Here is a 22,284-nt window from a genome sequence, read left to right on the forward strand (position 1 = left end):
GCTTGTCAGGAAGCGGGCCGTAGAGCTGCTCTCAGTGCGTCTTCCGCGGCAATTGCAGCGACGAAGAACAGTTCATCGCCGGCTTCGACAACATCATCGGGGCTGGGCGTGATGGGGGCATCGTCACGGAGGATCGCCACGGCCGTGCAGTCGGCCGGCAGTTCAATCGATCCGAGAGTCCGTCCCACGAGCGGGGAATCCTGCGGAACAGTGAACTCCACAATCGCTGAGACACCGGTCTGTAGCGTCAGCAGTCGCACCAGGTCGCCGATCTCCACCGCTTCCTCCACGAGCGCGGTCATCAGTCGCGGAGTGTTCACCGCTACATCCACGCCCCAGGAGTCGTCGAACATCCAGTCGTTCTTCGGGTTGTTGACCCGGCCCACTGTGCGCCCTACCCCGAACTCGCTCTTCGCGAGGAGGGAAACCACCAGATTCACCTTGTCATCACCGGTAGCCGAGACAACGACGTCGGCCTCATCCAGCCGGGCGTCCTTCAGGGTGGTGAGTTCACAGGCATCGCCGATCAGCCAGCGCGCGCCCTTCAACCCGCTTCGGCCGACCACCTCCGGCTTCTCGTCAATCAGCAGGATGTCGTGGTTATTGGAGAGAAGTTCGCGCGCGATGGATGACCCGACACTCCCGGCCCCGGCAATGACAACCTTCATTCCTGCTCCTCCCGAGGCGGCTTCGACAGTACCCGAGCCACTTCGTCTGTTGCGACAGTTTCCATCATGGCGTGGACTACATCGCCTTCCTGGTAGCTGGTCCCGGAGACCGGCAGCATTCCCTCGCCGAATCGGGTGAGGTAAGCAACGCGGACCCCTGCCGCTGATTCGATTTCCTTCACAGACCTGCCGAGCCAACCGTCATGGAGTGCGAGTTCACCGAGGATGAGCCTGCCCGAGGATTCACGGAAGTCACCGTTGATGCTCTGTTCAGGCAGAATCCGGCGCAGAACCTGGTCGGCGCTCCACCGGACCGCCGCCACCGTGGGTATTCCCAGCCGCTGGTAGATTTCGGCCCGTCCGGGATCGTAGATCCTGGCGACGACGTGCGGCACGTGAAAGATCTCCCGGGCAACCCGGGTTGCAAGGATATTCGAATTGTCTCCGCTGGAGACAGCCGCAAAGGCATAGGCGTTTTCAATGTCGGCGTTTTTCAGGGTGTCGCGGTCAAACCCCACACCCGTAACCTTGCGGCCGCCGAATGAGCCCCTCAGCCGGCGGAACGCGCGGTCGTCCTGATCGATGATCGCAACGCTGTGCCCGGACTCGTCGAGCGTATGCGCAAGGCTGACTCCCACCCGGCCGCAACCCATGATTACGAAATGCGCCACTGACCACCCCTGGTTGTCTGCTTCCCGATTGTCAGACCTAAGCGTAGTGGTCCGGTAGAGGCGACGCCGCTCAAACGCGCTAGTCTGTGGGCTGTGCTGACATTCTTCGAGGCCGTCAAGCGGGTGCTGGTGGGCAAACCGTTCCGCAATGACCGGCTCCGGCATGAGACCCTGCCCAAGAAGATCGCCATGCCGCTGTTCTCCACCAGCGCGCTGTCCTCGGCAGCGTACTCGCCGGACGAGATTCTCCTCACCCTCGCGCTGGCGGGCGTTACAGCTGTTGCTGTGTCGCCCTGGGTGGGTCTCGCCGTCATCGTGGTGCTGCTGGTGGTCATAGCGTCCTACCGTCAATCAGTGCACGCCTATCCTTCAGGCGGTGGCGATTATGAGATCGCCCGGCGCAATCTGGGCAACGGGGCCGGCGTGACCGTCGCCGCGGCCCTCATGGTGGATTACGTCCTCACCGTGGCGGTGTCGGTCTCCGCCGCCGCGCACTATCTAATCTCGCTGGCGCCGGCCCTGGCGGGCACGCAGAGCGCGCTGGCGGCGGGCGCCGTCGTCGTTCTGGTGCTTGTGAACCTGCGGGGATTCACACGGGACGCACGGGTCCTGGCCGTCCCGTCCTATATCTTCATGGCGGCGATCCTCGCGCTCTGCGTGGCCGGGATCGTGCAGCGGCTCTCCGGGACGCTGGGGGAGGCGCCGAGTGCCCGCTTCGAGATCATTCCGGATCCGGCGTTCGAGAGCGGTCTGGTAGGACTGGCCGGAGCGCTGCTCATCCTGCGGGCGTTCTCCTCGGGCGCGGCTGCGCTGACCGGCGTGGAGGCACCGAGCGCAAACGTGCCGAGTTTCGAACCGCCGCGCGGCCGCAATGCAGCGAGCACGCTGCTCGTCCTGGGCGTGGTCGCGTCGGCGATGACGGCGGGGGTTATTTACCTGGCGAACGCGACCCGCGTGCATGTGGTGCAGAATCCGTCGGAGCAGCTGCTGCTTGGTGGTGAACCCGTGGGAGGCTCCTACGTCCAGAACCCGGTGATCAGCCAACTTGCCAGAACCATCTTCGACGGCGGAAGCCTGCCGTTCATCGTGGTTGTGTCAGCGACTGCGCTCATCCTCCTGCTGGCCGCGCACGGAGCGTTCAACGGCTTCCCGGTGCTGGCATCGATCCTCGCCAAGGATGGATACCTTCCACGTCAGCTGCGTACCCGCGGCGACCGGCTCACCTTCAGCAACGGCATCATGGCGCTGGGTCTCGGGGCCATTGCGCTGATCGTTGTCTTCCGGGCGGACGTCACCCAGCTGGTGCAGCTGTACATCGTCGGCGTCTTCGTCTCCTTCACCGCCACCCAGCTCGCGCTGATCAAGCACTGGACCCGGGAACTGCGCAGCACCGTCGACAAGAAGCACCGGCGGCAGATGAACAAGTCCCGCGCCATCAACTCGATCGGATTTGTACTCACCGCCGCAGTGCTCGTGGTGGTCCTGGTGACCAAATTCGAGTTCGGAGCCTGGATCGCAGTCCTTGCGATGGTGGTGCTCTTCGCGGTCATGCTCAGCATCAAAATGCACTATGACCAGGTGGCGCGTGAACTTGCGATCGACGACGCCGCCTCCGCCCGCGCCCTGCCCTCACGGGTCCACGCCGTCATTCTCGTGTCGCATGTGCGCAAGCCGGTCCTGCGCGCGCTGGCCTTCGCCCGTGCGTCCCGCCCCTCAAAACTTGATGCGATCGTGGTTGATGTCGACGCCGAAGAGACCCGCCGCACGCTCGAGGACTGGGACCGGCTCGAGCTCCCGGTGCCGATCACCGTCCTCGCCTCGCCCTACCGGGACACCATCCAGCCGATCATGGACTACATCAAGTCCATGCGGCGGAATTCGCCGCGGGACCTCATTGTGGTCTATATCCCGGAATACGTCGTCGGTAAATGGTGGGAGCAGCTGGTCCACAACCAGACCGCGCTGCGCATCAAGACCCGGCTGCACTTCGAGCCGGGGGTTATGGTGGCAAGCGTGCCATGGCAGTTGGCATCCTCCGACGCCGCCCGCGAATCCCAGGACCTCAGGTGACCCAGAACCCAGAACTCGAACTAACCATCGGTCCGCCCGCCCACGGCGGGCACTGCGTTGCCCGGCACGAGGGCAGGGTGATCTTCGTGCGCCACGCGCTGCCCGGAGAGGTGGTGAAGGCACGCCTGACCGAGCACGACGACGACGCCCGCTTCTGGCGCGCGGACGCCACGGAGGTGCTCCAGTCCTCTTCCGACCGCGTGAACCACCCATGGCCGTTGGCTGACGCCGGCCTCGCCGGACTGCGCGGCACCCGTCCGGTGGGAGGCGCGGAATTCGGTCACATCGACCTGTCCGCGCAGCGCCGTCTGAAGAGTGAAATCTTCTCGGAGCAGCTTGTGCGCCTTGGAAAGATCGAGCGCGACATCACCGTCGAACCGGTTCCCGATGAAGCGCCGGACGGGCTGGGATGGCGCACCCGGGTGGGTTTCGCCGTCGATCCAGACGGGCATCTTGCCATGCATGAGCACCGCTCGAACGTGCTGATTCCGGTGGCCGATATGCCGCTGGCCGTTCCTGCGATCAATGGCCTGGCGCTCTGGAACCTGGACTTCAGCGGCCTGGATGGAGTGGAAGTCGCCGCGGGGTCCGGGGATGATGAGCCGCTGGTGCTGCTCAACACCCGACAGGATCGGCCTAACCGCAGGATCCGGACGGTAGCTGAGGAAATCCAGGGCGCGTCGGTGGCGGCGTGGAACCCTGAAACGGGCTCGCTGACGCAGCTCCGCGGTAAGACCTGGGTGCGTGAAACCGTTGGAAACCATAGCTTCCGGGTCACCGGAGAGGGCTTCTGGCAGATCCACCGTAGTGCCCCGGCGGTCCTGACAGCGGCGGTGCTCGAGGGCCTCGATGCAGCGCCCGGCCTGCGGTTGGCGGATTTGTATGCCGGAGCGGGATTGTTCACCGCAGCGCTCGCGGAACGCGTCGGTGAGGCGGGTTCCGTCCTCTCCGTCGAGGGATCATCGGCAGCGAGCCGTGACGCGCGGAGGAATCTCCACGGGCGTGCCCACGTGGATATCGTGCAGGGCAAGGTGGAGAAGGTGCTGCGTGAGCGCCGGCCGCATCTGGACGCCGTCGTGCTGGATCCGCCGCGGGCCGGTGCAGGCAGGGAGGTCGTTCGGGCCATGACCGGAACCGGCGCAAAGTCGGTGGTGTACGTATCCTGCGATCCGGCTTCCTTCGCCCGCGATGCCGCCTACTTCACGGCGGCGGGATGGAGCCTTGAATCCCTGCGCGTGCTTGACCTGTATCCGCACACGCACCACATGGAGTCGGTGGCAGTCTTCCGCGGAGAGTGAGCGCTCGATCGCTGCATACCGATAGGATGAAAATGTTGTTCCGCGTGGACTTCGCGGCCTTATGATCGACGCGAAAACCCGACACCTGCTCCTGCTGGAGTCTTAGGTACTCCTAACTAGCAGCTCGCGCCCGCCGGAACAAGGATAGAAGACGGCGAGAGGAGTCCTGACATGAGTAGTGTGGACAGCTTCGGTTCCAAAGGCGTACTAGACGTCGCCGGTGCCGAATATGAGATTTTCCGGTTGAATGCAGTTGAAGGCGCCGAGAGCCTTCCGTACAGCCTCAAGGTTCTGCTCGAGAACCTGCTGCGCACCGAGGACGGCGCAAATATCACTGCGGATCACATTCGCGCCCTCGCAGACTGGGACGCAGACGCCCAGCCGAGTACCGAAATCCAGTTCACTCCGGCGCGCGTCCTGATGCAGGACTTCACCGGCGTGCCCTGTGTCGTGGATCTGGCCACCATGCGGGAAGCTGTCAAGGAGCTCGGCGGAGATCCGGCGCGCGTCAACCCGCTCGCACCTGCTGAAATGGTCATCGACCACTCCGTGCAGATCGACGTCTTCGGCAATTCCGAGGCGATCGAGCGCAACATGGAGATTGAATACGAGCGCAATGGCGAGCGTTACCAGTTCCTGCGCTGGGGCCAGACCGCCTTTGATGACTTCAAGGTTGTTCCCCCCGGAACGGGCATTGTGCACCAGGTCAACATCGAATACCTGGCGCGTACGGTCATGACCCGCGAGGTAGACGGTACGCTGCGTGCCTATCCTGACACCTGCGTCGGCACCGACTCCCACACCACCATGGTCAATGGCCTGGGCGTGCTGGGTTGGGGCGTCGGCGGCATCGAGGCCGAGGCCGCGATGCTTGGCCAGCCCGTGTCGATGCTGATTCCACGCGTCGTCGGCTTCAAGCTCACCGGCTCAATCCCGGCCGGCGCAACGGCAACCGACGTAGTTCTGACCATCACGGAGATGCTCCGCAAGCATGGCGTCGTCGGGAAGTTTGTTGAGTTCTACGGCGAAGGCGTTGCAGAGGTTCCGCTGGCCAACCGCGCCACCATCGGCAACATGAGCCCGGAATTCGGTTCAACGGCCGCCATGTTCCCCATCGACGACGTCACGCTCGAGTACCTGCGCCTCACCGGTCGCTCCGAAGAGAGTGTCGCGCTCGTGGAGTCCTACACCAAGGAACAGGGCCTCTGGCATGACCCCTCGCGTGAGATCCGTTTCTCGGAGTACATCGAGTTGGACCTGTCCACCGTTGTTCCTTCCATCGCAGGGCCAAAGCGGCCCCAGGACCGCATCGCCCTGACGGACTCCAAGGAGCAGTTCCGCAAGGACATCCACAACTACACCGGTAACGCTGATGACGCAGCGCTGGACGAGGCGCTCGAGGAGTCTTTCCCGGCCTCCGACGTCCCTGCCATGACGTCCACGCTCAAGCATTCCGCTGCAGCATCGGCAAACGGACGGCCGTCCCGGCCGGTCAAGGTCAATATGGCGGACGGGCGGGAATTCATCCTCGACCACGGTGCAGTAAGCATCGCGTCGATCACCTCGTGCACCAACACCTCGAACCCGTCAGTGATGCTGGCCGCGGCGCTGCTCGCCCGGAATGCCGTGGACAAGGGCCTCGCTTCGAAGCCCTGGGTGAAAACTTCCGTGGCACCCGGCTCGAAGGTTGTCACCGATTACTATGACAAGTCCGGGCTGACTCCGTACCTGGAAAAGCTTGGCTTCTTCATCGTGGGCTACGGCTGCGCCACCTGCATCGGCAATTCCGGTCCGCTTGAGGAGGAAATCTCCAACGCGATCCAGAACAACGACCTCTCGGTTGCTGCAGTGCTCTCGGGCAACCGGAACTTCGAGGGCCGCATCAACCCCGACGTCAAGATGAATTACCTCGCGTCGCCGCCGCTGGTCATTGCCTACGCGCTGGCTGGAACCATGGACTTCGACTTCGAGAATGATCCGCTCGGACAGGACGAGTCAGGCAACGACGTCTTCCTGCAGGACATCTGGCCGAGCCCCACCGAAGTGCAGCAGGTCATCGATTCCTCGATTGACGAGGCCATGTTCTCAAAGGGCTACGAGGGAGTGTTCGACGGCGATGACCGCTGGAAGGCGCTCGATACCCCGGAGGGCGACACCTTCGCCTGGGCGGAGGACTCCACCTACGTGCGCAAGCCTCCGTACTTCGAGGGCATGCAGGCCCAACCGGAGCCGGTAGCGGACATTGAGGGAGCCCGCGTGCTCGCCAAGCTCGGTGATTCCGTCACCACCGACCACATCAGCCCCGCGGGATCGTTCAAGTCCGACAGCCCGGCGGGCCGTTACCTCCTCGAGCATGGCGTAGCCCGCAAGGACTTCAACTCCTACGGATCACGCCGCGGCAACCACGAGGTAATGATCCGCGGCACCTTCGCAAACATCCGGCTGCGCAACATGCTGCTCGATGGAGTAGAGGGCGGCTTCACCCGCGACTTCACGCAGACCGGCGGACCGCAGGCCTATATCTACGATGCCGCGATGAACTACCAGGCCGCAGAGACACCGCTGGTTGTCCTCGCGGGCAAGGAATACGGTTCAGGGTCATCGCGTGACTGGGCTGCCAAGGGCACTGCGCTGCTCGGAGTCAAGGCCGTCATCGCAGAAAGCTACGAGCGTATCCACCGGTCAAACCTCATCGGTATGGGTGTGCTGCCCCTGCAGTTCCCTGCCGGTGAAAATGCTGCAACGCTCAAACTGACCGGAACTGAGACGTTTGCCATTGAGGGCGTCACCGAGCTGAACAACGGCAACTCGCCGGCAACCGTCAAGGTGACGGCCACTCCGGAAGAGGACGGTAGTCCGGTCACCTTCGATGCTGTCCTCCGCATCGACACGCCGGGTGAAGCTGACTACTACCGCAACGGCGGAATTCTGCAGTACGTCCTGCGCCAGTTGGCAGCGGCGTCCTGACCGAGCCCCCGTCCATGCAAAACACGCCGTTCCCGGTATTGGGAGCGGCGTGTTTTGTGTTGCACCGGCGGCGCGCGACGGCCGCGGGCACGGCTGGGCGGCAGGCCGCGTTAGAGTTAACAGCGTGTGAGAACGCACCGGTGCCGTGAATCACAAGTAGCAGAAGGAGGCGCGATGGGACTCCTGGAGACCATCCACAGCCCACAGGACCTCACCAGGTTGTCAGGACAGCAGCTTTCCCGCCTGGCAGCGGAGATACGTGCCTTCCTCATCCGTACCGTGTCGCGAACCGGCGGCCATCTGGGTCCCAACCTGGGCGTTGTTGAGCTGACAATCGGCATTCATCGGGTGTTTGACTCCCCTCGCGACAGTATTGTCTTTGACACCGGGCACCAGTCCTATGTGCACAAACTCCTGACCGGACGTCAGAATTTTGATTCCCTGCGCCAGCAGGGCGGGCTCTCGGGCTATCCTTCCCGTGCTGAATCAGTCCACGACGTCGTTGAAAGCTCGCACGCCTCGGCGTCGCTTTCGTGGGCGGATGGCATCTCGCGGGCGCGCGTGTTGAACGGCGAGGAGGATCGCACTGCCGTTGTCCTGATCGGCGACGGCGCCCTGACCGGCGGAATGGCCTGGGAAGCGATCAACAACATCGCCGCTGACCAACGGCGCCGGGTCGTGATTGTCGTCAATGACAACGGTCGCTCCTACGCACCCACAATCGGCGGGGTTGCTGACTACCTCGCCTCGCTGCGGCCAACCCTTGACACGGTGCGTACCCACCGCGTGTATGAGGGCACCCTCGACTGGTGGAAGCGCAAGCTGCAGAACGGCGGTACAGTCGGCCGCTTCGCCTACAAGAGCCTGCACGCCACCAAGAAGGGCGTGAAGGACTGGTGGGCGCCCCAGGGCCTCTTCGAGGATCTGGGCATGAAATACATTGGCCCCATCAACGGTCATGACCTCGCTGCGGTAGAGCACGCACTGACCCAGGCCAAAAACTATGGTGGTCCGGTCATCGTCCATGCCATTACCGAGAAAGGCCACGGCTACGCGCCCGCACGTGCCGATGAAGCAGACCAGTTCCACGCCGTCGGAATCATTGATCCTGAAACCGGCGAGCCGATCGGCGCCGGGGGAGTACAGTCATGGACCTCGGTTTTCGCCGAGGAAATTGCGGCCATAGCCGATGAGCGGCAGGACATCGTCGGCATTACCGGCGCCATGCTCATTCCGGTCGGGCTCCACAAGTTTGCCGCGAACCATCCGGACCGGGTGTTCGACGTCGGCATTGCGGAACAGCATGCTCTCACCAGTGCAGCCGGCATGGCTTTTGGCGGCCTCCATCCGGTGATCGGGCTGTACGCCACCTTCCTGAACCGTGCTTTCGATCAGCTTCTGATGGATGTCGCCCTCCATAAGGCGGGCGTGACCATTGTGCTGGACCGCTCCGGAGTTACCGGGCCCGACGGCGCGAGCCACCATGGTATGTGGGATCTCTCGATGCTGCAGATCGTACCGGGGCTGCATCTGGCGGCGCCGCGTGATGCCACCCGGCTTCGGGAGGAACTCCGCGAGGCGGTGGCCATCGGCGATGCACCCTCGGTGGTGCGTTACTCGAAGGGTAACGTCGGTGTCGAGGTTGAGGCTGTTGAACGGCTCTCCGACGGGGTGGACGTCCTTTGCCGCAGACCGGCCGGTTCCCGCCAGAATGATGTCCTGATTGTCAGCGTCGGAGCCATGAGCGAACTCGCGCTTGATGTATCCAACCGGTTGGGGGCCCAGGGGATCAGTTCCACCGTCATCGATCCGCGGTGGGTATTGCCGGTGGCCCGTTCAGTCATTGAGCTTGCTGCCGAGCACCGCATCGTCGTCGTCATCGAGGACGGGGTGCGTGCCGGCGGCGTCGGTTCGCGCATTCGGCAGGAGATGCGCTCTGCCGGCGTGGATACGGCACTCAACGAGGTTGGCCTGCCGGTGGAATTCCTTGACCATGGCTCACGCAGCGAGGTTCTGGAGCGTGTCGGGCTGACTGCCCGGAAGGTTGCACAGGACACAGTGGAGCAGGTGCTCGGAACCAAGGTGCCCGTGGCGCGTCCGTTGCCCGGTGAGGTGCCTTCGGCCACGGGTCAGCTGCCTAAGCTCTAACCCGCCGGACACAGCTCAGCCGAGGAATGCCCGGGAGAAACTGAAGAACACAGAGGCCGCGGTCGCTACGAGCAGCAGCACGGTGAGCGGCCAGGCCCATTCGGCAAGGAACCGCCGTATGCCTCCGGGCGCCGGAAGATCTCCACGGATGATGTTCCGCGCCGTCAGCAGGACAGTCAGGACGATCAGAACTGCCCACACCGCCATACAGTACAGGCACAGGATGTGGATCACGAACAGCGCCTGGCTCCAAAGCCAGACGACAAAAATGAACCCGAGGCTGACTCCGATCTGCAGGCCGCGCCAGTACCAGCGGGCCGGACGCGCACCCGAGAACAGGACCATCGCCGTCGTGAGGATGATCGTGAAGGCAACAAGGCCGATCAGCGGATTGGGAAACCCGAACAACGCCGCCTGCCAGGTGCGGAACACCTCGCCGCAGGAGACAAACGGGCTGATGTCGCAGGACGTCACGTAGTTCGGATTCTCGTACAGCGCGATCCGTTCCAGGACCAGTTGCCCCGAGGCCAGAAAGCCGACGACGCCGCACACGGCCATCAACCACGCCATACCGCGGTCGCCGGCCAACGCAGGTTGAGTGCTTCCGCTCCAACCCGCCGGCTCTGTCCGGGCGTCCTCGGGCATGCGCCCCTCCTCGGTATCGCTGTGCCGGCTTGTTTGCCACCAGCGAGTCTAGCGGCCGGTACAGGCGGTGGTGATGGGCGTGTGAGACAATGAACGTGGCTGGTGCGGGAACCACATTCCGGTGCCGGTCCAGTGACAGGCTTCCGGTTCTGCCGGCGACGCTCCTGCGGATTTGGCACTTGATGGTGAACCCCGCAGAATCCGCCGGGCAGGACCCGCGCTGGTTTTCAGCGATCGGGCAGGAAAAGCGCCACTGGTCTTCGAGTGATGCCGCGCCCCATGGTTGGCGCGACCTCGAACGACACAATAACGACTTCCGGGTGGCGCGTGCACTCACGCCGCGGACACCCGACCAAGCGCCTCGCGGCGACGGAATGTGGACGCCGTTCGCGGGGGTGGAGCACAGCCGAATATGGATACAAACGCATCAGACACCTCAGAGGTCCTGACGGACACAGCTGAGCAGGAAGCGCCGGCGCTCAAGGCGCCGCGTACCCGACGCAGGAAAAATGAGGACGTAGCTGAGCGTCCGGAAGCCGTACCGGCGGCCGCTGACGGTGAAGAGGCCGCGCAACCCGCGCGCCGCCGGACTTCCCGGCGGGCGTCACAGCCTGAGGTCAGCCTGCCCGAGTCCCCATCCCAGCCGCCGTCGGTCGGTTCAAACGCCGGTGCTTCCGGAACTTCTACTGACGCCCCGACCGGCGAAGCTGTCGTCGAAGAGGGCCAGTTTTCGAGCGATGCACCCGCAGCAGAAAAGAAGCCCGCGCGCACCCGGCGTACCCGCAAATCCGCGACCGATGTGAGTCCTGAGCCGTCCGAGGCCTCAGCGGAGGCGCCGGATGAGGCCGGTTCCTCGCCGGAGCGGCCCGTCCGCCGTCGTCGTGTGGCAACGAAGGCAGCCACCGTGGAGGGGGCTACCGGAGGGTCGGCAGTAGAACCCCCAGCAGCAGTTGAGCCTGCTGCCACGGAAACTGTTGCGCCGGATGTTCAGTCTGCCGGTGCTCCCGAAGTGCCGGCGGCCGAAGAAGCTCCCCGCCGATCCCGCCCGACGCGCAGCCGTCGAGCAACACGCAGCGCGGGGCCTGCAGATGACTTCGCCGATTCCGGGAGCGCTGGAACGGGCGTAAGCCAGGACGCTCAGACTGCTGCCGGCGCACCGGAGGCTGCGCCGGCACCAGACGCTGCGGCCGACGAGGACGTCGCTTCCGGGGGCGCCGAAGCGGATGACCGTGCCGGCCTGGACCCCTTCGCCGTTCCGGATTCGCCGGTATCCCTGCTCTTCCACGCTCCGGACCTCACCGCGGTTGTGCCGCGGACGCCGCCGAAGACCGCTCCGAAGGCTGTTACCGAAGACGCCGAAGACAATACCGAGGGCGACGACGACGGGCGCGGACGCCGCCGGAGCAGGCGCAGCAGGAGCCGCAGCCGGGCGACGGAGTCTGAGGCCTCCGAATCCGGGCCGGAGGCCCGGAACCAGGGGCCGGCGGAATCCGGTGAGGAGAGCGAGCCGGTGACCTCCCGCCGTCGCCGTCGCCGCCGCCGCGGTGATGAGGACCTCGAACTTACCGGCGGGCAGGATGATGATCCGCCGAACACGATCACGCGTGTCCGTGCGCCGCGGCAGAGCCAGGAAGCGCCGTCGGACCAGGTGACCAGCGTGAAGGGATCCACCCGGCTGGAAGCCAAGAAGCAGCGCCGTCGTGAGTCGAGGGATTCGGGCAGGCGCCGCCAGGTCATCACCGAGGCGGAGTTCCTTGCACGTCGTGAATCCGTTGACCGCCAGATGGTGGTCCGCCAGCGCGACGACAGGATCCAGATCGGTGTCATGGAGGACGGAGTGCTCGCGGAGCACTTCGTGTCCAAGACCCAGCAGGATTCGTTGATCGGGAACGTCTACCTCGGCAAGGTCCAGAACGTCCTGCCCAGCATGGAAGCTGCGTTCATCGATATCGGGCGGGGACGCAACGCCGTACTGTATGCCGGCGAGGTCAACTGGGACGCGGCCGGACTGGACGGCCAGCCGCGCCGCATCGAGCTTGCGCTGAAGTCGGGCGACCCGGTGCTGGTGCAGGTCACCAAGGATCCGGTGGGCCACAAGGGCGCACGGCTGACCAGCCAGATCTCCCTTCCCGGGCGGTACCTGGTGTACGTGCCGGGCGGCTCCATGACCGGAATCTCCCGCAAGCTTCCCGACGTTGAGCGCAATCGCCTCAAGCGGATCCTCAAGGACCGGCTCCCGGAGAACGCAGGCGTCATCGTGCGCACCGCGGCAGAGGGGGCCAGCGAAGAGGAACTGACCCACGACATCAACCGCCTCCGCTCCCAGTGGGAGACAATTGAGGGCAAGGCGAAGTCAACCAAGACGCTCGCGCCGGAACTGCTCTACGGTGAACCGGACCTGACCATCAAGGTGGTCCGGGACGTCTTCAACGAGGACTTCTCCAAGTTGATCGTCTCCGGCGAGGAAGCCTGGGACACAATAGAGGCGTACGTCATGTACGTCGCCCCGGATCTCGTGGGCAGGCTCGAGAAGTGGACGAAGGACGAGGACATCTTCACGGCCCGGCGCATCGACGAGCAGATCCACAAGGCACTGGACCGCAAGGTGTTCCTGCCTTCCGGCGGCTCGCTGGTGATCGACCGGACCGAAGCCATGACCGTGGTCGATGTGAACACAGGCAAGTTCACCGGCAGCGGCGGCAATCTCGAGGAAACCGTCACCAAGAACAACCTTGAAGCGGCTGAGGAAGTCGTCCGGCAGCTTCGCCTGCGCGACATCGGCGGCATCATCGTCATCGACTTCATCGACATGGTGCTCGAGGCGAACCGCGACCTCGTGCTGCGGCGGCTCGTCGAATGCCTCGGACGGGACCGGACCAAGCATCAGGTCGCTGAGGTCACCTCGCTGGGCCTCGTCCAAATGACCCGCAAGCGGATGGGAACCGGGCTGCTGGAGGTGTTCGGCGAGAACTGCGAGCACTGTGCGGGTCGCGGTGTCGTCACCCATGACGAACCTGTTGAGCACCGCAGGCACGCTGTGTCGACGGAGAACCACCAGCAGCACCTGCGCCAGGAGAAGATGTCCCGCAGCGAACGCAAGCGCCGGGCGAAGACTCCGCCGGTGGAGGAGGAGCACGTTTCCCCGCCGGAACCGAGGGCCGACGACGCCGAACGCCAGGCTCGTGCCGAAGCCGCGCGGGCTGCCCTGGCCAGCATCGCCGCTGCCACTCATGCGGCGCATGAGCACGATCACGGGCAAGGAGTCTCGCCGGTGGCGGAAGCGCCGTCGTCGGCCGCTGTGCTGACGATCAATGGGGAGCAGGTGACGCTCCCCAAAGCGGAGAACGCGCCTGCTTCCGTCCGTCCGGAGCCGGCCCTGACCCTGGAGAGTCTGACGGAGGCCTTCAACCGCTTCCCTACGGCGGGTGGGGCGGATTCCGGCAGCCCGGCGCGCGAGGATCCTGCGAGCCCGGCCAGCGGGACCATGGCGCCTGCGGAGGACGAACCGGCGCGTCGGGCCCCGGCGGGCCAGGAGGCGGCGAGGCAGGGCATGTCCGCGGACGGCTCCGGTGCGGCCCCATCGTCCGGTCACCGTAAGCGGCGGCACCGAGCCGCCAGCAGCGCCCAGGGCTCGGCTGAGAACGCCACGATCGAGCGTGCCGCTACCGTGGCGGACGCACCGGCAGCCGGAACACAGTATGTTGCACGTGCCGGCAAAGCTGCGCCCAAACCGCAGCAGTCGGACGAGCCCATGATCCTGGGAGTCGGGGTGCCGGCCTCCGAGCTGTAGCAATCGTCGCTCGACGGAACGCGCCGTTCCCGGTCTGAAGGGGGCGGCGTGTTCTGATTGCGGGCGGTGAGCCCCCTGCACGGTAGGGTAGGCCACAGTGACACGCGGTGCCCGGTTCCGGGCTGAGATGAAACGCGTTGAACCTGATCTAGAGATGGCCGTCAATAGGCGGCCTTTGGCCTAGCGGAGGGATGTCGCGGATGAGTATTCGCACGCTCGTAGACACAGTGGAGCACACAGAAGCCCTATCGGTTCCAGCGCGGGCGCGGACTATTCCGCACGTGCTGAGCATTGCGGGAACAGACCCCACCGGCGGGGCTGGTCTTCAGGCTGACCTGAAAAGCATCGGGGCGCAGGGTGGCTACGGTATGGCGGTAGTCACTTCCCTTGTTGCGCAGAACACCCGCGGGGTGCGCAGCGTGCATACACCGCCGTCGACGTTCCTCGATGAACAGCTGCAGGCGGTCAGTGATGACGTCACCATTGATGCGGTGAAGATCGGGATGCTCGGAGACGCGGAAACCATCCGCACAGTCAGGCGATGGCTGCCGCGAGCGACCGGGGCCGTCATCGTCCTCGATCCGGTCATGGTTGCAACCAGCGGGGACAGGCTGCTGGCCTCCGACGCGGAGGACGAGTTGCGCGCCCTGGTGCCGCTCGCTGACCTCGTGACGCCGAACCTGCCGGAGCTCGCGGTACTGCTCGGCGAGCCGGTTGCGACAGGCTGGGAAGCGGCTGTGGAGCAGGGCAAACGGCTTGCAGCTTCAACGGGTACCTCGGTGCTGGTCAAGGGCGGCCATCTGGAAGGTGCCCTGGAATGCCCGGACGCGCTCGTAGACGCGTCCGGCGACGCCGGCACAGTCTCCGTGGTGGGCGGTACTCGCATCGATACACGGAACACGCACGGTACCGGCTGCTCCCTTTCGGCGGCCCTGGCGACCGTCCAGACCCGCACCGGGAACTGGCACCAGTCGCTGCTGATCGTGAAGAAATGGCTTCGGGGCGCGCTCGAACGAGCCGACGAGCTCAACGTGGGGCAGGGAAACGGACCGATCCATCACTTCCATGAGTTCGTACCCAGGCCGATCCCGGCGCCCCCGCCAGAGGAGCGCCCGTTCAGCGAGCAGGTCTGGGAGCTCACCACAAGCCACCGTCTGGCGATCGAGACGCTCGGGTTCGTACGGGCGCTCGGCGACGGTAGCCTGTCGCCTGAACAGTTTGCGTATTATCTGGCACAGGACGCCATGTATCTGAGGGGCTACTCGCGCGTGCTGTCCAGGGCAAGCGCTCTTGCACCCAGCGAGGCTGAGCAACTCTTCTGGGCGAAGTCGGCACTCAGTTGCCTTGAGGTGGAATCCGAGCTCCACCGGACGTGGCTGACCGGACGCGGGCAGTCACCGGCCCAGGGGCCGGTGACGAGGGCCTACGTTGACCATCTGCTGGCAGCCTCTGCCAACGCAGGCTACGCCGTCCTGGTGGCGGCGGTCCTGCCGTGCTACTGGCTTTACGCACACGTGGGCAATGCCCTGCACTCGCAGTGGATCGGCAACGGAGCCAGCCCGGACCACCCGTACGCAAACTGGCTGGAAACGTACGCCGATCCAGCGTTCGCGGAGGCCACCGCACGTGCAATTTCCATCGCAGATTCGTGTTTCGCTGCTGCCCCGCCCGCAGACAGGGAGGCAATGGTCGAGGCGTTCGAAGCATCTGCCTGGTATGAACATGAGTTTTTTGACGCGCCGACACGCCTTGATTTGCGGGATTCCGCGAAATTGCCGTAATCTAGATCTTCGGTGCGGCGCCCTCGTATGGCTATTTTCGGGGCGTGGATGCATCGTGAGTGCACTAGCACCCCTCCGGCTGCGCTGACAACAGCGTACGGTCCCGGAAACAGTATGCAAACAGTTTGATCGTCGAGAGAAGTGAGTTCCCAAGTGGTGTACGCGATTGTCCGCGCAGGCGGCCGCCAAGAAAAGGTTTCCGTGGGAGACCTCGTAACCCTTGACCGCGTCCCCGGTGAGGCCGGCAGCAGCTTCCAGCTGCCTGCTCTCCTTCTGGTAGACGGCGACAAGGTGACTTCAGCAGCACAGGACCTGGCAAAGGTCAGTGTCACTGCCGAAATCGTCGAGAATCTTCGGGGCCCGAAGATTGTTATCCAGAAGTTCAAGAACAAGACCGGCTACAAGAAGCGCCAGGGTCACCGTTCAGAGCTCACCAAGGTCAAGATCACGGGTATCAAGTAACCGCTGCAGGTTCCTTGATCCAAAGATTCTGTTTCAGAAAAGGGCAGGCATAACAGATGGCACATAAGAAGGGTGCGAGTTCCACTCGCAACGGTCGCGACTCCAATGCGCAGTACCTCGGCGTGAAGCGCTTCGGCGGACAGGTCGTCAAGGCAGGCGAAATCATCGTCCGCCAGCGCGGAACCCACTTCCACCCCGGCGCCAACGTCGGTCGTGGCGGCGATGACACGCTGTTCGCCCTGGAAGCCGGTGCCGTTGAGTTCGGTACCCGCCGTGGACGTCGCGTTGTCAACATCGTGGGTGCGGCTGCCGAGTAGTACTCGCAACCGCACACCATAGCAGCGTTATACAAGAGCACTAGGGTGGGGTGAGCCAATCAGGCTCACCCCATTTTCTTTTAAGCCGATAAACTCGGCAAAAATGAGAAGTTTCTCAAGAGGAGTACACCGTGGCAAGCTTCGTTGACCGGGTAGTTCTGCACGTCTCGGGCGGCACCGGCGGGCACGGGTGCGTCTCGGTCAAGCGGGAGAAGTTCAAGCCGCTGGGCGGGCCTGACGGTGGGAACGGCGGCGACGGCGGAGCCGTCATCCTTCGTGTGGAACCGCAGACCACAACCCTGCTGGACTACCATCATGCCCCGCACCGCCATGCCACCAACGGTGGAAACGGCATGGGTGACTGGCGCGAGGGAAAGAGGGGCGAGACGCTCATCCTTCCCGTTCCGGACGGCACGGTAGTGAAGACGCGCGACGGCGAAGTGCTGGCTGACCTTGTCGGCGCCGGTACCGAGTATGTGGCAGCAGCCGGTGGACAGGGTGGTCTCGGTAACTCCTCACTATCGTCGCAGAAACGCAAGGCACCCGGGTTTGCACTCCTGGGTATTCCGGGTGATGCCCGGGATGTGGTGCTGGAACTCAAATCCATCGCTGACATCGCCCTGGTCGGGTTCCCCTCGGCCGGCAAGTCCAGCCTCATTGCCGCCATGTCTGCGGCCCGCCCCAAGATTGCTGACTACCCGTTCACCACTCTGCGTCCCAACCTTGGAGTCGTACAGGCCGGCGAGGTCCGCTTCACCATCGCGGATGTCCCCGGACTTATTGAGGGCGCAAGCGAGGGCAGGGGACTGGGCCATGACTTCCTTCGACACGTCGAACGGTGCGCCGCCCTCGTCCATGTGCTTGACTGCGCCGCGCTTGAGACTGACAGGGATCCGCTGAAGGACCTTGAAATCATTGAGAGCGAGCTTGATCGCTACGCCGTTGACATGAGTTACGCCGGTCCCGGCGGTGAGGTTGTGCCGCTCAATGAGCGTCCGCGCCTGGTGGCACTCAATAAGGTGGATGTGCCAGACGGCCGTGACATGGCAGAGTTTGTGCGTCCGGAACTTGAAGCCCGCGGTTACCGTGTCTTCGAGGTGTCAGCTACAAGCCATGAAGGGCTCCGGCAGCTCGGGTTCGCGATGGCGGAGATTGTGCGCGAGGCCCGCGAGCTGCTCAAAACCGCACCTCCGGTTGTGGCTCCTCCGGTGCTCCGTCCGCGCGCAGTCAACGAAAAGGGATTCGTCATCCGGCGCGAGGAGAAAAACCTCGAACCCCTCTTTCGGGTGTTGGGTGAGAAGCCCGAGCGCTGGGTGAAGCAGACCGACTTCACAAATGACGAGGCTGTTGGCTACCTTGCGGACAGGCTCGCTAAGTTGGGTGTTGAGGAACAGCTCTTTAGGAGCGGAGCGAAGCCGGGGGACACCGTGGTGATCGGCGAGGGCGACGGCGTCGTCTTCGACTGGGAGCCAACCATGATGGGCGGTGCTGAACTTCTCGCTTCTCCGCGCGGTACCGACATCCGTTTGGCCGAGTACGTGCGCCCCACGCGTGACCAGAAGCGTGAGGACCACCAGAACCGGAAGGATGCGCGGGCCGCAGCGCGCGAAGAACTCGAGGCAGAGCGGAGGGCCGGCATCTGGACGGAGTCGGTCAACTACAAGCACTCCGGTCCGAAGGCAGCGAAGAACGACGGCGCCACCGACACCGGCTCCGGCGGTGACGCTGGCGAGGACTGATTTCGCCGAGCACCAGAAAGTCCGCAATCAACAGAAGGAATAGATGACAGTAAAGCGCCCGATCAAAACCCGCTCCGGACTGGCGAAGGCCAAGAGAATTGTTGTCAAGGTAGGTTCATCTTCCCTCACGTCGCTCTCCGGAGGACTCTCCGATGAAGCGCTGTTCGCCCTGTCCGATGTGCTCGCTGCCCGCCATAACGAAGGAACCGAGGTCATCCTTGTCTCCTCGGGCGCAATTGCAGCGGGCCTCGCTCCGCTTGGACTCCCACGGCGACCGAACCAGCTCTCGTCGCAGCAGGCGGCTGCCAGTGTGGGGCAGGGCCTGCTCATGGCGCGCTACACCCACGCATTCGGCGCTCACGGGGTCACCGTCAGCCAGGTCCTGCTGACCCTCGATGACCTGATACGGCGAAGCCACTACGCGAATGCGCACCGCGCAATGGAGCGGCTCCTGAACTTCGGCGTGGTCCCCATCGTCAACGAGAACGACACCGTGGCAAGCTCCGAGATCCGCTTCGGGGACAATGACCGCCTGGCTGCCCTGGTTGCCCACCTGGTCAAGGCTGATGCGCTGATCCTGCTTTCTGATGTCGACTCCCTCTATGACGGTCCACCCAAGGACGGAGCAAAGCGCATCCCCGAAGTCGGTGGACCTCAGGACCTCGAAGGGGTGAGCATCGGCAAGACCGGGAAGGCCGGGGTCGGTACGGGCGGTATGGTGACGAAGGTCGAAGCCGCCACGATCGCCGCTTCCTCCGGCATTCCAGCACTGGTCACATCGGCGGATAATGCCGGACCGGCATTGGCTGGAGAGGACGTGGGAACCTGGTTCAGCACCAATGGCCGCCGCCAGCCGATCCGCCTGCTCTGGCTGGCCCACCTGGCCCGGATTCAGGGAACGCTCACGCTTGACGACGGCGCGGCCAAAGCCGTGGGGGAGCGGCGGCGGTCGCTCCTGTCGGCGGGAATCGTTTCAGTCGGCGGAGAGTTTGAGGCAGGGGATCCCGTCGAGATGGTGGACCGAACCGGTTCGGTCATTGCCCGGGGGCTTGTGAACTATAGCTCATTCGAGTTGCCGCGGATGCTCGGCAGGACCACCCGCGAGCTGTCGAAGGAACTCGGCAGGGAATACGAGCGTTCAGTGGTGCACGTCAACGACCTGGTCGTGCTCAATACGGTCGCACCTTCCTGACCCCGGCTGGGGTTGGGAGGACGCGCTCGTTAGACTGGAGTGATGACTGACGTGACTACACAGCAGACTGCCCATCAGACAACCACCGAATCCGCCGACGGCGAGCAGCCGGCCACGCCGGTGAACGTCGAGCAGGCTGTGCACGCCATAGCGGACCGCGCCAGAACCGCATCGCGGATCGTTGCCCGAGCCAACCGGTCCCATAAGGACAAGGCGCTCGAAGCCATCGGTGAGGCACTCGTAGCCAATCAGGGCGCCATTCTTCGGGCCAACCAGAAGGACCTGGAGTCGGGGCGTGCCAAAGGCACCTCAGCTGCCCTGCTTGACCGGTTGAGCCTGAGCGAAGAAAGGATTGCGGGTTTGGCCGCAGCGCTGGAGAACCTTGCCGGCCTGCCGGATCCCGTAGGTACCATCGACCGCGGGCAAACTCTGCCTAATGGCGTCCGTCTCCGGCAGGTCCACGTTCCCCTCGGTGTGGTCGCAGCCATCTACGAGGCCCGGCCCAATGTGACGGTGGACATCGCCGGCCTCGCACTGAAGAGCGGCAACGCCGTTATCCTGCGTGGTGGCAGCGCCGCCGCTCATACCAATGCTGCGCTTCTTGGCATTATCCGGGATGCACTGGACCGCACGGGGCTGCCTGCGGATGCCGTGCAGACTGTGGACGAGTTCGGCCGCGAAGGAGCCAACGTCCTGATGAAGGCACGCGGACGGGTGGATGTACTGATTCCCCGCGGTGGCCATGACCTGATCCAGACGGTAGTCAGCAATGCAGCCGTGCCCGTCATTGAGACGGGCGAAGGCAACGTTCACATCTTCCTCGATGAGAGCGCGGACGAGGAGATGGCGGTAGACATCCTGCTCAATGCCAAGACACAGCGCCCCAGTGTCTGCAACACGGTAGAGACCCTCCTCGTGCACAAGGACGCGAAGGCTGCCGCGGCAGTTCTGGAAGCACTGTCCGCTGCCGGTGTGCGTATCCACGCAGACGCCCGGATACAGGGTATCCTCCCGCAGGGCGTAAGCGCTGATACAGCCAGCGAGGATGACTGGGCGCGTGAATACATGGATCTCGACATCGCCGTTGCAATGGTGGACACCGTGGATGAAGCGCTGGAGCACATCCGTACCTGGAGCACCGGCCACACCGAAGCCATCATCACCAATAACCTGGCACGGTCTGAAGAGTTCATTGCCGGTGTGGATTCGGCGGCCGTCATTGTCAATGCTTCCACGCGATTCACCGACGGCGGCGAGCTCGGCCTGGGCGCCGAGGTCGGCATCTCCACTCAGAAGATGCATGCCCGGGGACCAATGGGCTTGCGCGAACTGACCACCACGAAGTGGATCATCCAGGGCGACGGACAGATCCGGCGGTAGTAACGCGTAGGATAGTACCGAAACAGTACTGAAAGTACGCGCTGACCCGCGCCCGGCGGCGGGCGGACACCTCGTTCCCAAGGGGAGAAGAATGCTGACACAAATCCTCAACGTTGCTGTTGTTGCAGGCGAGACTGCCGAGCACCACAACGAGCTTCCGATGCCTGCCATCGCGTACGGCGCCATCATCATGGGGTTGCTGTTGTTGCTGATGTTCGTCACTATCGCGTTCACCAGCCTGGGGCACCGGCATGAGGCAGTGCAGGAGCACGCCGATCCCCATCGCCAGCATCCGAACAAGCATGATCACGGCGAATCGGCCTACTGATCTCGTTGACCGCTCCGCCCGCGTCCACCCCTGAGCAAGGGATACTCCCGAACGCTCGCCCTTCCGATGGCCCTGCCCGCTGGCGTCTGGGAGTCATGGGTGGAACCTTCGATCCGATCCACCACGGTCACCTCGTTGCGGCCAGTGAAGTTGCGGCAGCCTTCGACCTCGACGAAGTCGTCTTTGTTCCGACGGGCCAACCCTGGCAGAAAAATGCCCAGGAAGTCAGCCCGGCCGAGCACCGCTACCTCATGACCGTAGTGGCCACGGCATCAAACCCGCGGTTCACGGTGAGCAGGGTGGATATCGACCGCCCGGGCCCTACCTACACGATCGACACACTCCGGGACCTGCGAGCTACACGGCCGGAAGCGGAGTTGTTCTTCATCACGGGCGCGGACGCCATGGCGCAGATTCTCTCCTGGAAGAACGTGGATGAGCTGTGGTCTCTGGCGCACTTCGTCGGTGTCACCAGGCCTGGTCATGAACTGAGCACGCAACGCAAGGACGTCAGCCTGATGGAAGTTCCGGCTATGTCGATTTCTTCGACAGACTGCCGTCGCCGAGTCTCGGGTGGAGAGCCGGTCTGGTACCTGGTTCCGGACGGCGTCGTGCAGTACATCGCAAAGCATGGGCTCTACCGGAAAGGTGCCCCTGAGACGGGAACGCCGGTCCAACCTGAAGTGTCCACAACAACATGACAATCACTGGGTGAAGAAGTAATGAGTAACGGTCACGAGTCCCCGCAGAGCCGGAGGTCGCTCCGACAAGCGAGCGCAGCCTCCGCCGGGGACCACTTGCCGTCGCAGGGAAGTTCCGAGGGGGCAC

General features: G+C 64.1%; 16 protein-coding genes and 1 riboswitch. Of the genes, 13 read left to right on the top strand and 3 right to left on the bottom strand.

All coding sequences use genetic code 11. The features are described from left to right. Positions 1-5: 5 nt before the first annotated feature. Positions 6-668, bottom strand: a complete 663-nt coding sequence (locus AC1MBU_RS09260) for a potassium channel family protein (RefSeq protein WP_056547268.1) — start codon at positions 666-668, stop codon at positions 6-8. Further along, a complete protein-coding gene (locus tag AC1MBU_RS09265) occupies positions 665-1,339 on the bottom strand; it encodes a potassium channel family protein (RefSeq protein ID WP_056547271.1) in 675 nt (224 codons plus the stop codon). The genes AC1MBU_RS09260 and AC1MBU_RS09265 overlap by 4 nt, the downstream gene beginning before the upstream one ends. Positions 1,340-1,432: 93 nt before the next feature. Here AC1MBU_RS09265 and AC1MBU_RS09270 point away from each other — a divergent pair, with 93 nt between their 5' ends. From AC1MBU_RS09270 to dxs, 4 genes are all read left to right on the top strand, one after another. Then, a complete protein-coding gene (locus AC1MBU_RS09270) occupies positions 1,433-3,409 on the top strand; it encodes an APC family permease (protein ID WP_479787045.1) in 1,977 nt (658 codons plus the stop codon). Further along, entirely contained in the window at positions 3,406-4,707 is a 1,302-nt protein-coding gene (locus AC1MBU_RS09275; RefSeq protein ID WP_479787047.1) for a class I SAM-dependent RNA methyltransferase, read from the top strand. The genes AC1MBU_RS09270 and AC1MBU_RS09275 overlap by 4 nt, the downstream gene beginning before the upstream one ends. A gap of 171 nt (positions 4,708-4,878) precedes the next feature. Continuing rightward, the gene (acnA, locus tag AC1MBU_RS09280; protein WP_277359711.1) at positions 4,879-7,674 is read left to right on the top strand and encodes an aconitate hydratase AcnA; all 2,796 of its coding nucleotides are present in this window, start codon (positions 4,879-4,881) and stop codon (positions 7,672-7,674) included. Between the two features lie 174 nt (positions 7,675-7,848). Continuing rightward, on the top strand, positions 7,849-9,822 hold the full coding sequence (gene dxs / locus AC1MBU_RS09285; RefSeq protein ID WP_471673337.1) for a 1-deoxy-D-xylulose-5-phosphate synthase: 1,974 nt from the start codon (positions 7,849-7,851) through the stop codon (positions 9,820-9,822). A 15-nt stretch (positions 9,823-9,837) separates the two neighbouring features. Here dxs and AC1MBU_RS09290 read toward each other — a convergent pair whose 3' ends face one another. Further along, positions 9,838-10,467, bottom strand: a complete 630-nt coding sequence (locus tag AC1MBU_RS09290) for a vitamin K epoxide reductase family protein (RefSeq protein ID WP_277359709.1) — start codon at positions 10,465-10,467, stop codon at positions 9,838-9,840. A 412-nt stretch (positions 10,468-10,879) separates the two neighbouring features. On the opposite strand from AC1MBU_RS09290, the gene AC1MBU_RS09295 reads away from it, so the two are divergent. The 9 genes from AC1MBU_RS09295 to nadD all read left to right on the top strand — a co-directional run bounded on the left by AC1MBU_RS09295 (position 10,880) and on the right by nadD (position 22,157). Continuing rightward, positions 10,880-14,257: an Rne/Rng family ribonuclease gene (locus AC1MBU_RS09295; protein WP_479787048.1), complete on the top strand. Its 3,378-nt coding sequence runs from the start codon at positions 10,880-10,882 to the stop codon at positions 14,255-14,257. 93 nt (positions 14,258-14,350) lie between these two features. Next, positions 14,351-14,466: riboswitch (TPP riboswitch) on the top strand. Beyond that, positions 14,458-16,038 carry a bifunctional hydroxymethylpyrimidine kinase/phosphomethylpyrimidine kinase gene (locus AC1MBU_RS09300; protein WP_479787050.1) on the top strand — a complete coding sequence of 527 codons (1,581 nt, stop codon included), beginning with the start codon at positions 14,458-14,460 and terminating at the stop codon, positions 16,036-16,038. Its footprint overlaps the riboswitch before it by 9 nt. Positions 16,039-16,191: 153 nt before the next feature. Beyond that, a complete protein-coding gene (gene rplU / locus AC1MBU_RS09305; RefSeq protein WP_056547291.1) occupies positions 16,192-16,500 on the top strand; it encodes a 50S ribosomal protein L21 in 309 nt (102 codons plus the stop codon). Positions 16,501-16,556: 56 nt separating this feature from the next. Further along, entirely contained in the window at positions 16,557-16,817 is a 261-nt protein-coding gene (gene rpmA / locus AC1MBU_RS09310; protein ID WP_026545518.1) for a 50S ribosomal protein L27, read from the top strand. 131 nt (positions 16,818-16,948) lie between these two features. Continuing rightward, positions 16,949-18,556 (top strand): GTPase ObgE, encoded by a 1,608-nt coding sequence (gene obgE, locus AC1MBU_RS09315; protein WP_479787052.1) that lies wholly within the window; start codon positions 16,949-16,951, stop codon positions 18,554-18,556. A 43-nt stretch (positions 18,557-18,599) separates the two neighbouring features. Next, positions 18,600-19,748, top strand: coding sequence for a glutamate 5-kinase (gene proB, locus AC1MBU_RS09320; protein WP_479787053.1), 1,149 nt, complete (start codon positions 18,600-18,602; stop codon positions 19,746-19,748). A gap of 42 nt (positions 19,749-19,790) precedes the next feature. Further along, positions 19,791-21,128 (top strand): glutamate-5-semialdehyde dehydrogenase, encoded by a 1,338-nt coding sequence (locus AC1MBU_RS09325; RefSeq protein WP_479787055.1) that lies wholly within the window; start codon positions 19,791-19,793, stop codon positions 21,126-21,128. Positions 21,129-21,219: 91 nt separating this feature from the next. Further along, a complete protein-coding gene (locus tag AC1MBU_RS09330; protein WP_479787056.1) occupies positions 21,220-21,456 on the top strand; it encodes a hypothetical protein in 237 nt (78 codons plus the stop codon). 95 nt (positions 21,457-21,551) lie between these two features. Next, the gene (gene nadD / locus AC1MBU_RS09335; protein WP_056547306.1) at positions 21,552-22,157 is read left to right on the top strand and encodes a nicotinate-nucleotide adenylyltransferase; all 606 of its coding nucleotides are present in this window, start codon (positions 21,552-21,554) and stop codon (positions 22,155-22,157) included. Positions 22,158-22,284: the final 127 nt, after the last annotated feature.

It is taken from the genome of Arthrobacter sp. PTI12 (assembly GCF_056679915.1).

What these genes read in the sequence shown, in the direction of transcription:
- rpmA (WP_026545518.1), top strand. Translation starts at nt 16,557, where the DNA reads ATGGCACATAAGAAGGGTGCGAGTTCCACTCGCAACGGTCGCGACTCC.
- AC1MBU_RS09290 (WP_277359709.1), bottom strand. Translation starts at nt 10,467, where the DNA reads ATGCCCGAGGACGCCCGGACAGAGCCGGCGGGTTGGAGCGGAAGCACT.
- dxs (WP_471673337.1), top strand. Translation starts at nt 7,849, where the DNA reads ATGGGACTCCTGGAGACCATCCACAGCCCACAGGACCTCACCAGGTTG.
- acnA (WP_277359711.1), top strand. Translation starts at nt 4,879, where the DNA reads ATGAGTAGTGTGGACAGCTTCGGTTCCAAAGGCGTACTAGACGTCGCC.
- AC1MBU_RS09330 (WP_479787056.1), top strand. Translation starts at nt 21,220, where the DNA reads ATGCTGACACAAATCCTCAACGTTGCTGTTGTTGCAGGCGAGACTGCC.
- AC1MBU_RS09300 (WP_479787050.1), top strand. Translation starts at nt 14,458, where the DNA reads ATGAGTATTCGCACGCTCGTAGACACAGTGGAGCACACAGAAGCCCTA.
- nadD (WP_056547306.1), top strand. Translation starts at nt 21,552, where the DNA reads ATGGGTGGAACCTTCGATCCGATCCACCACGGTCACCTCGTTGCGGCC.
- proB (WP_479787053.1), top strand. Translation starts at nt 18,600, where the DNA reads ATGACAGTAAAGCGCCCGATCAAAACCCGCTCCGGACTGGCGAAGGCC.
- AC1MBU_RS09325 (WP_479787055.1), top strand. Translation starts at nt 19,791, where the DNA reads ATGACTGACGTGACTACACAGCAGACTGCCCATCAGACAACCACCGAA.
- AC1MBU_RS09295 (WP_479787048.1), top strand. Translation starts at nt 10,880, where the DNA reads ATGGATACAAACGCATCAGACACCTCAGAGGTCCTGACGGACACAGCT.
- AC1MBU_RS09260 (WP_056547268.1), bottom strand. Translation starts at nt 668, where the DNA reads ATGAAGGTTGTCATTGCCGGGGCCGGGAGTGTCGGGTCATCCATCGCG.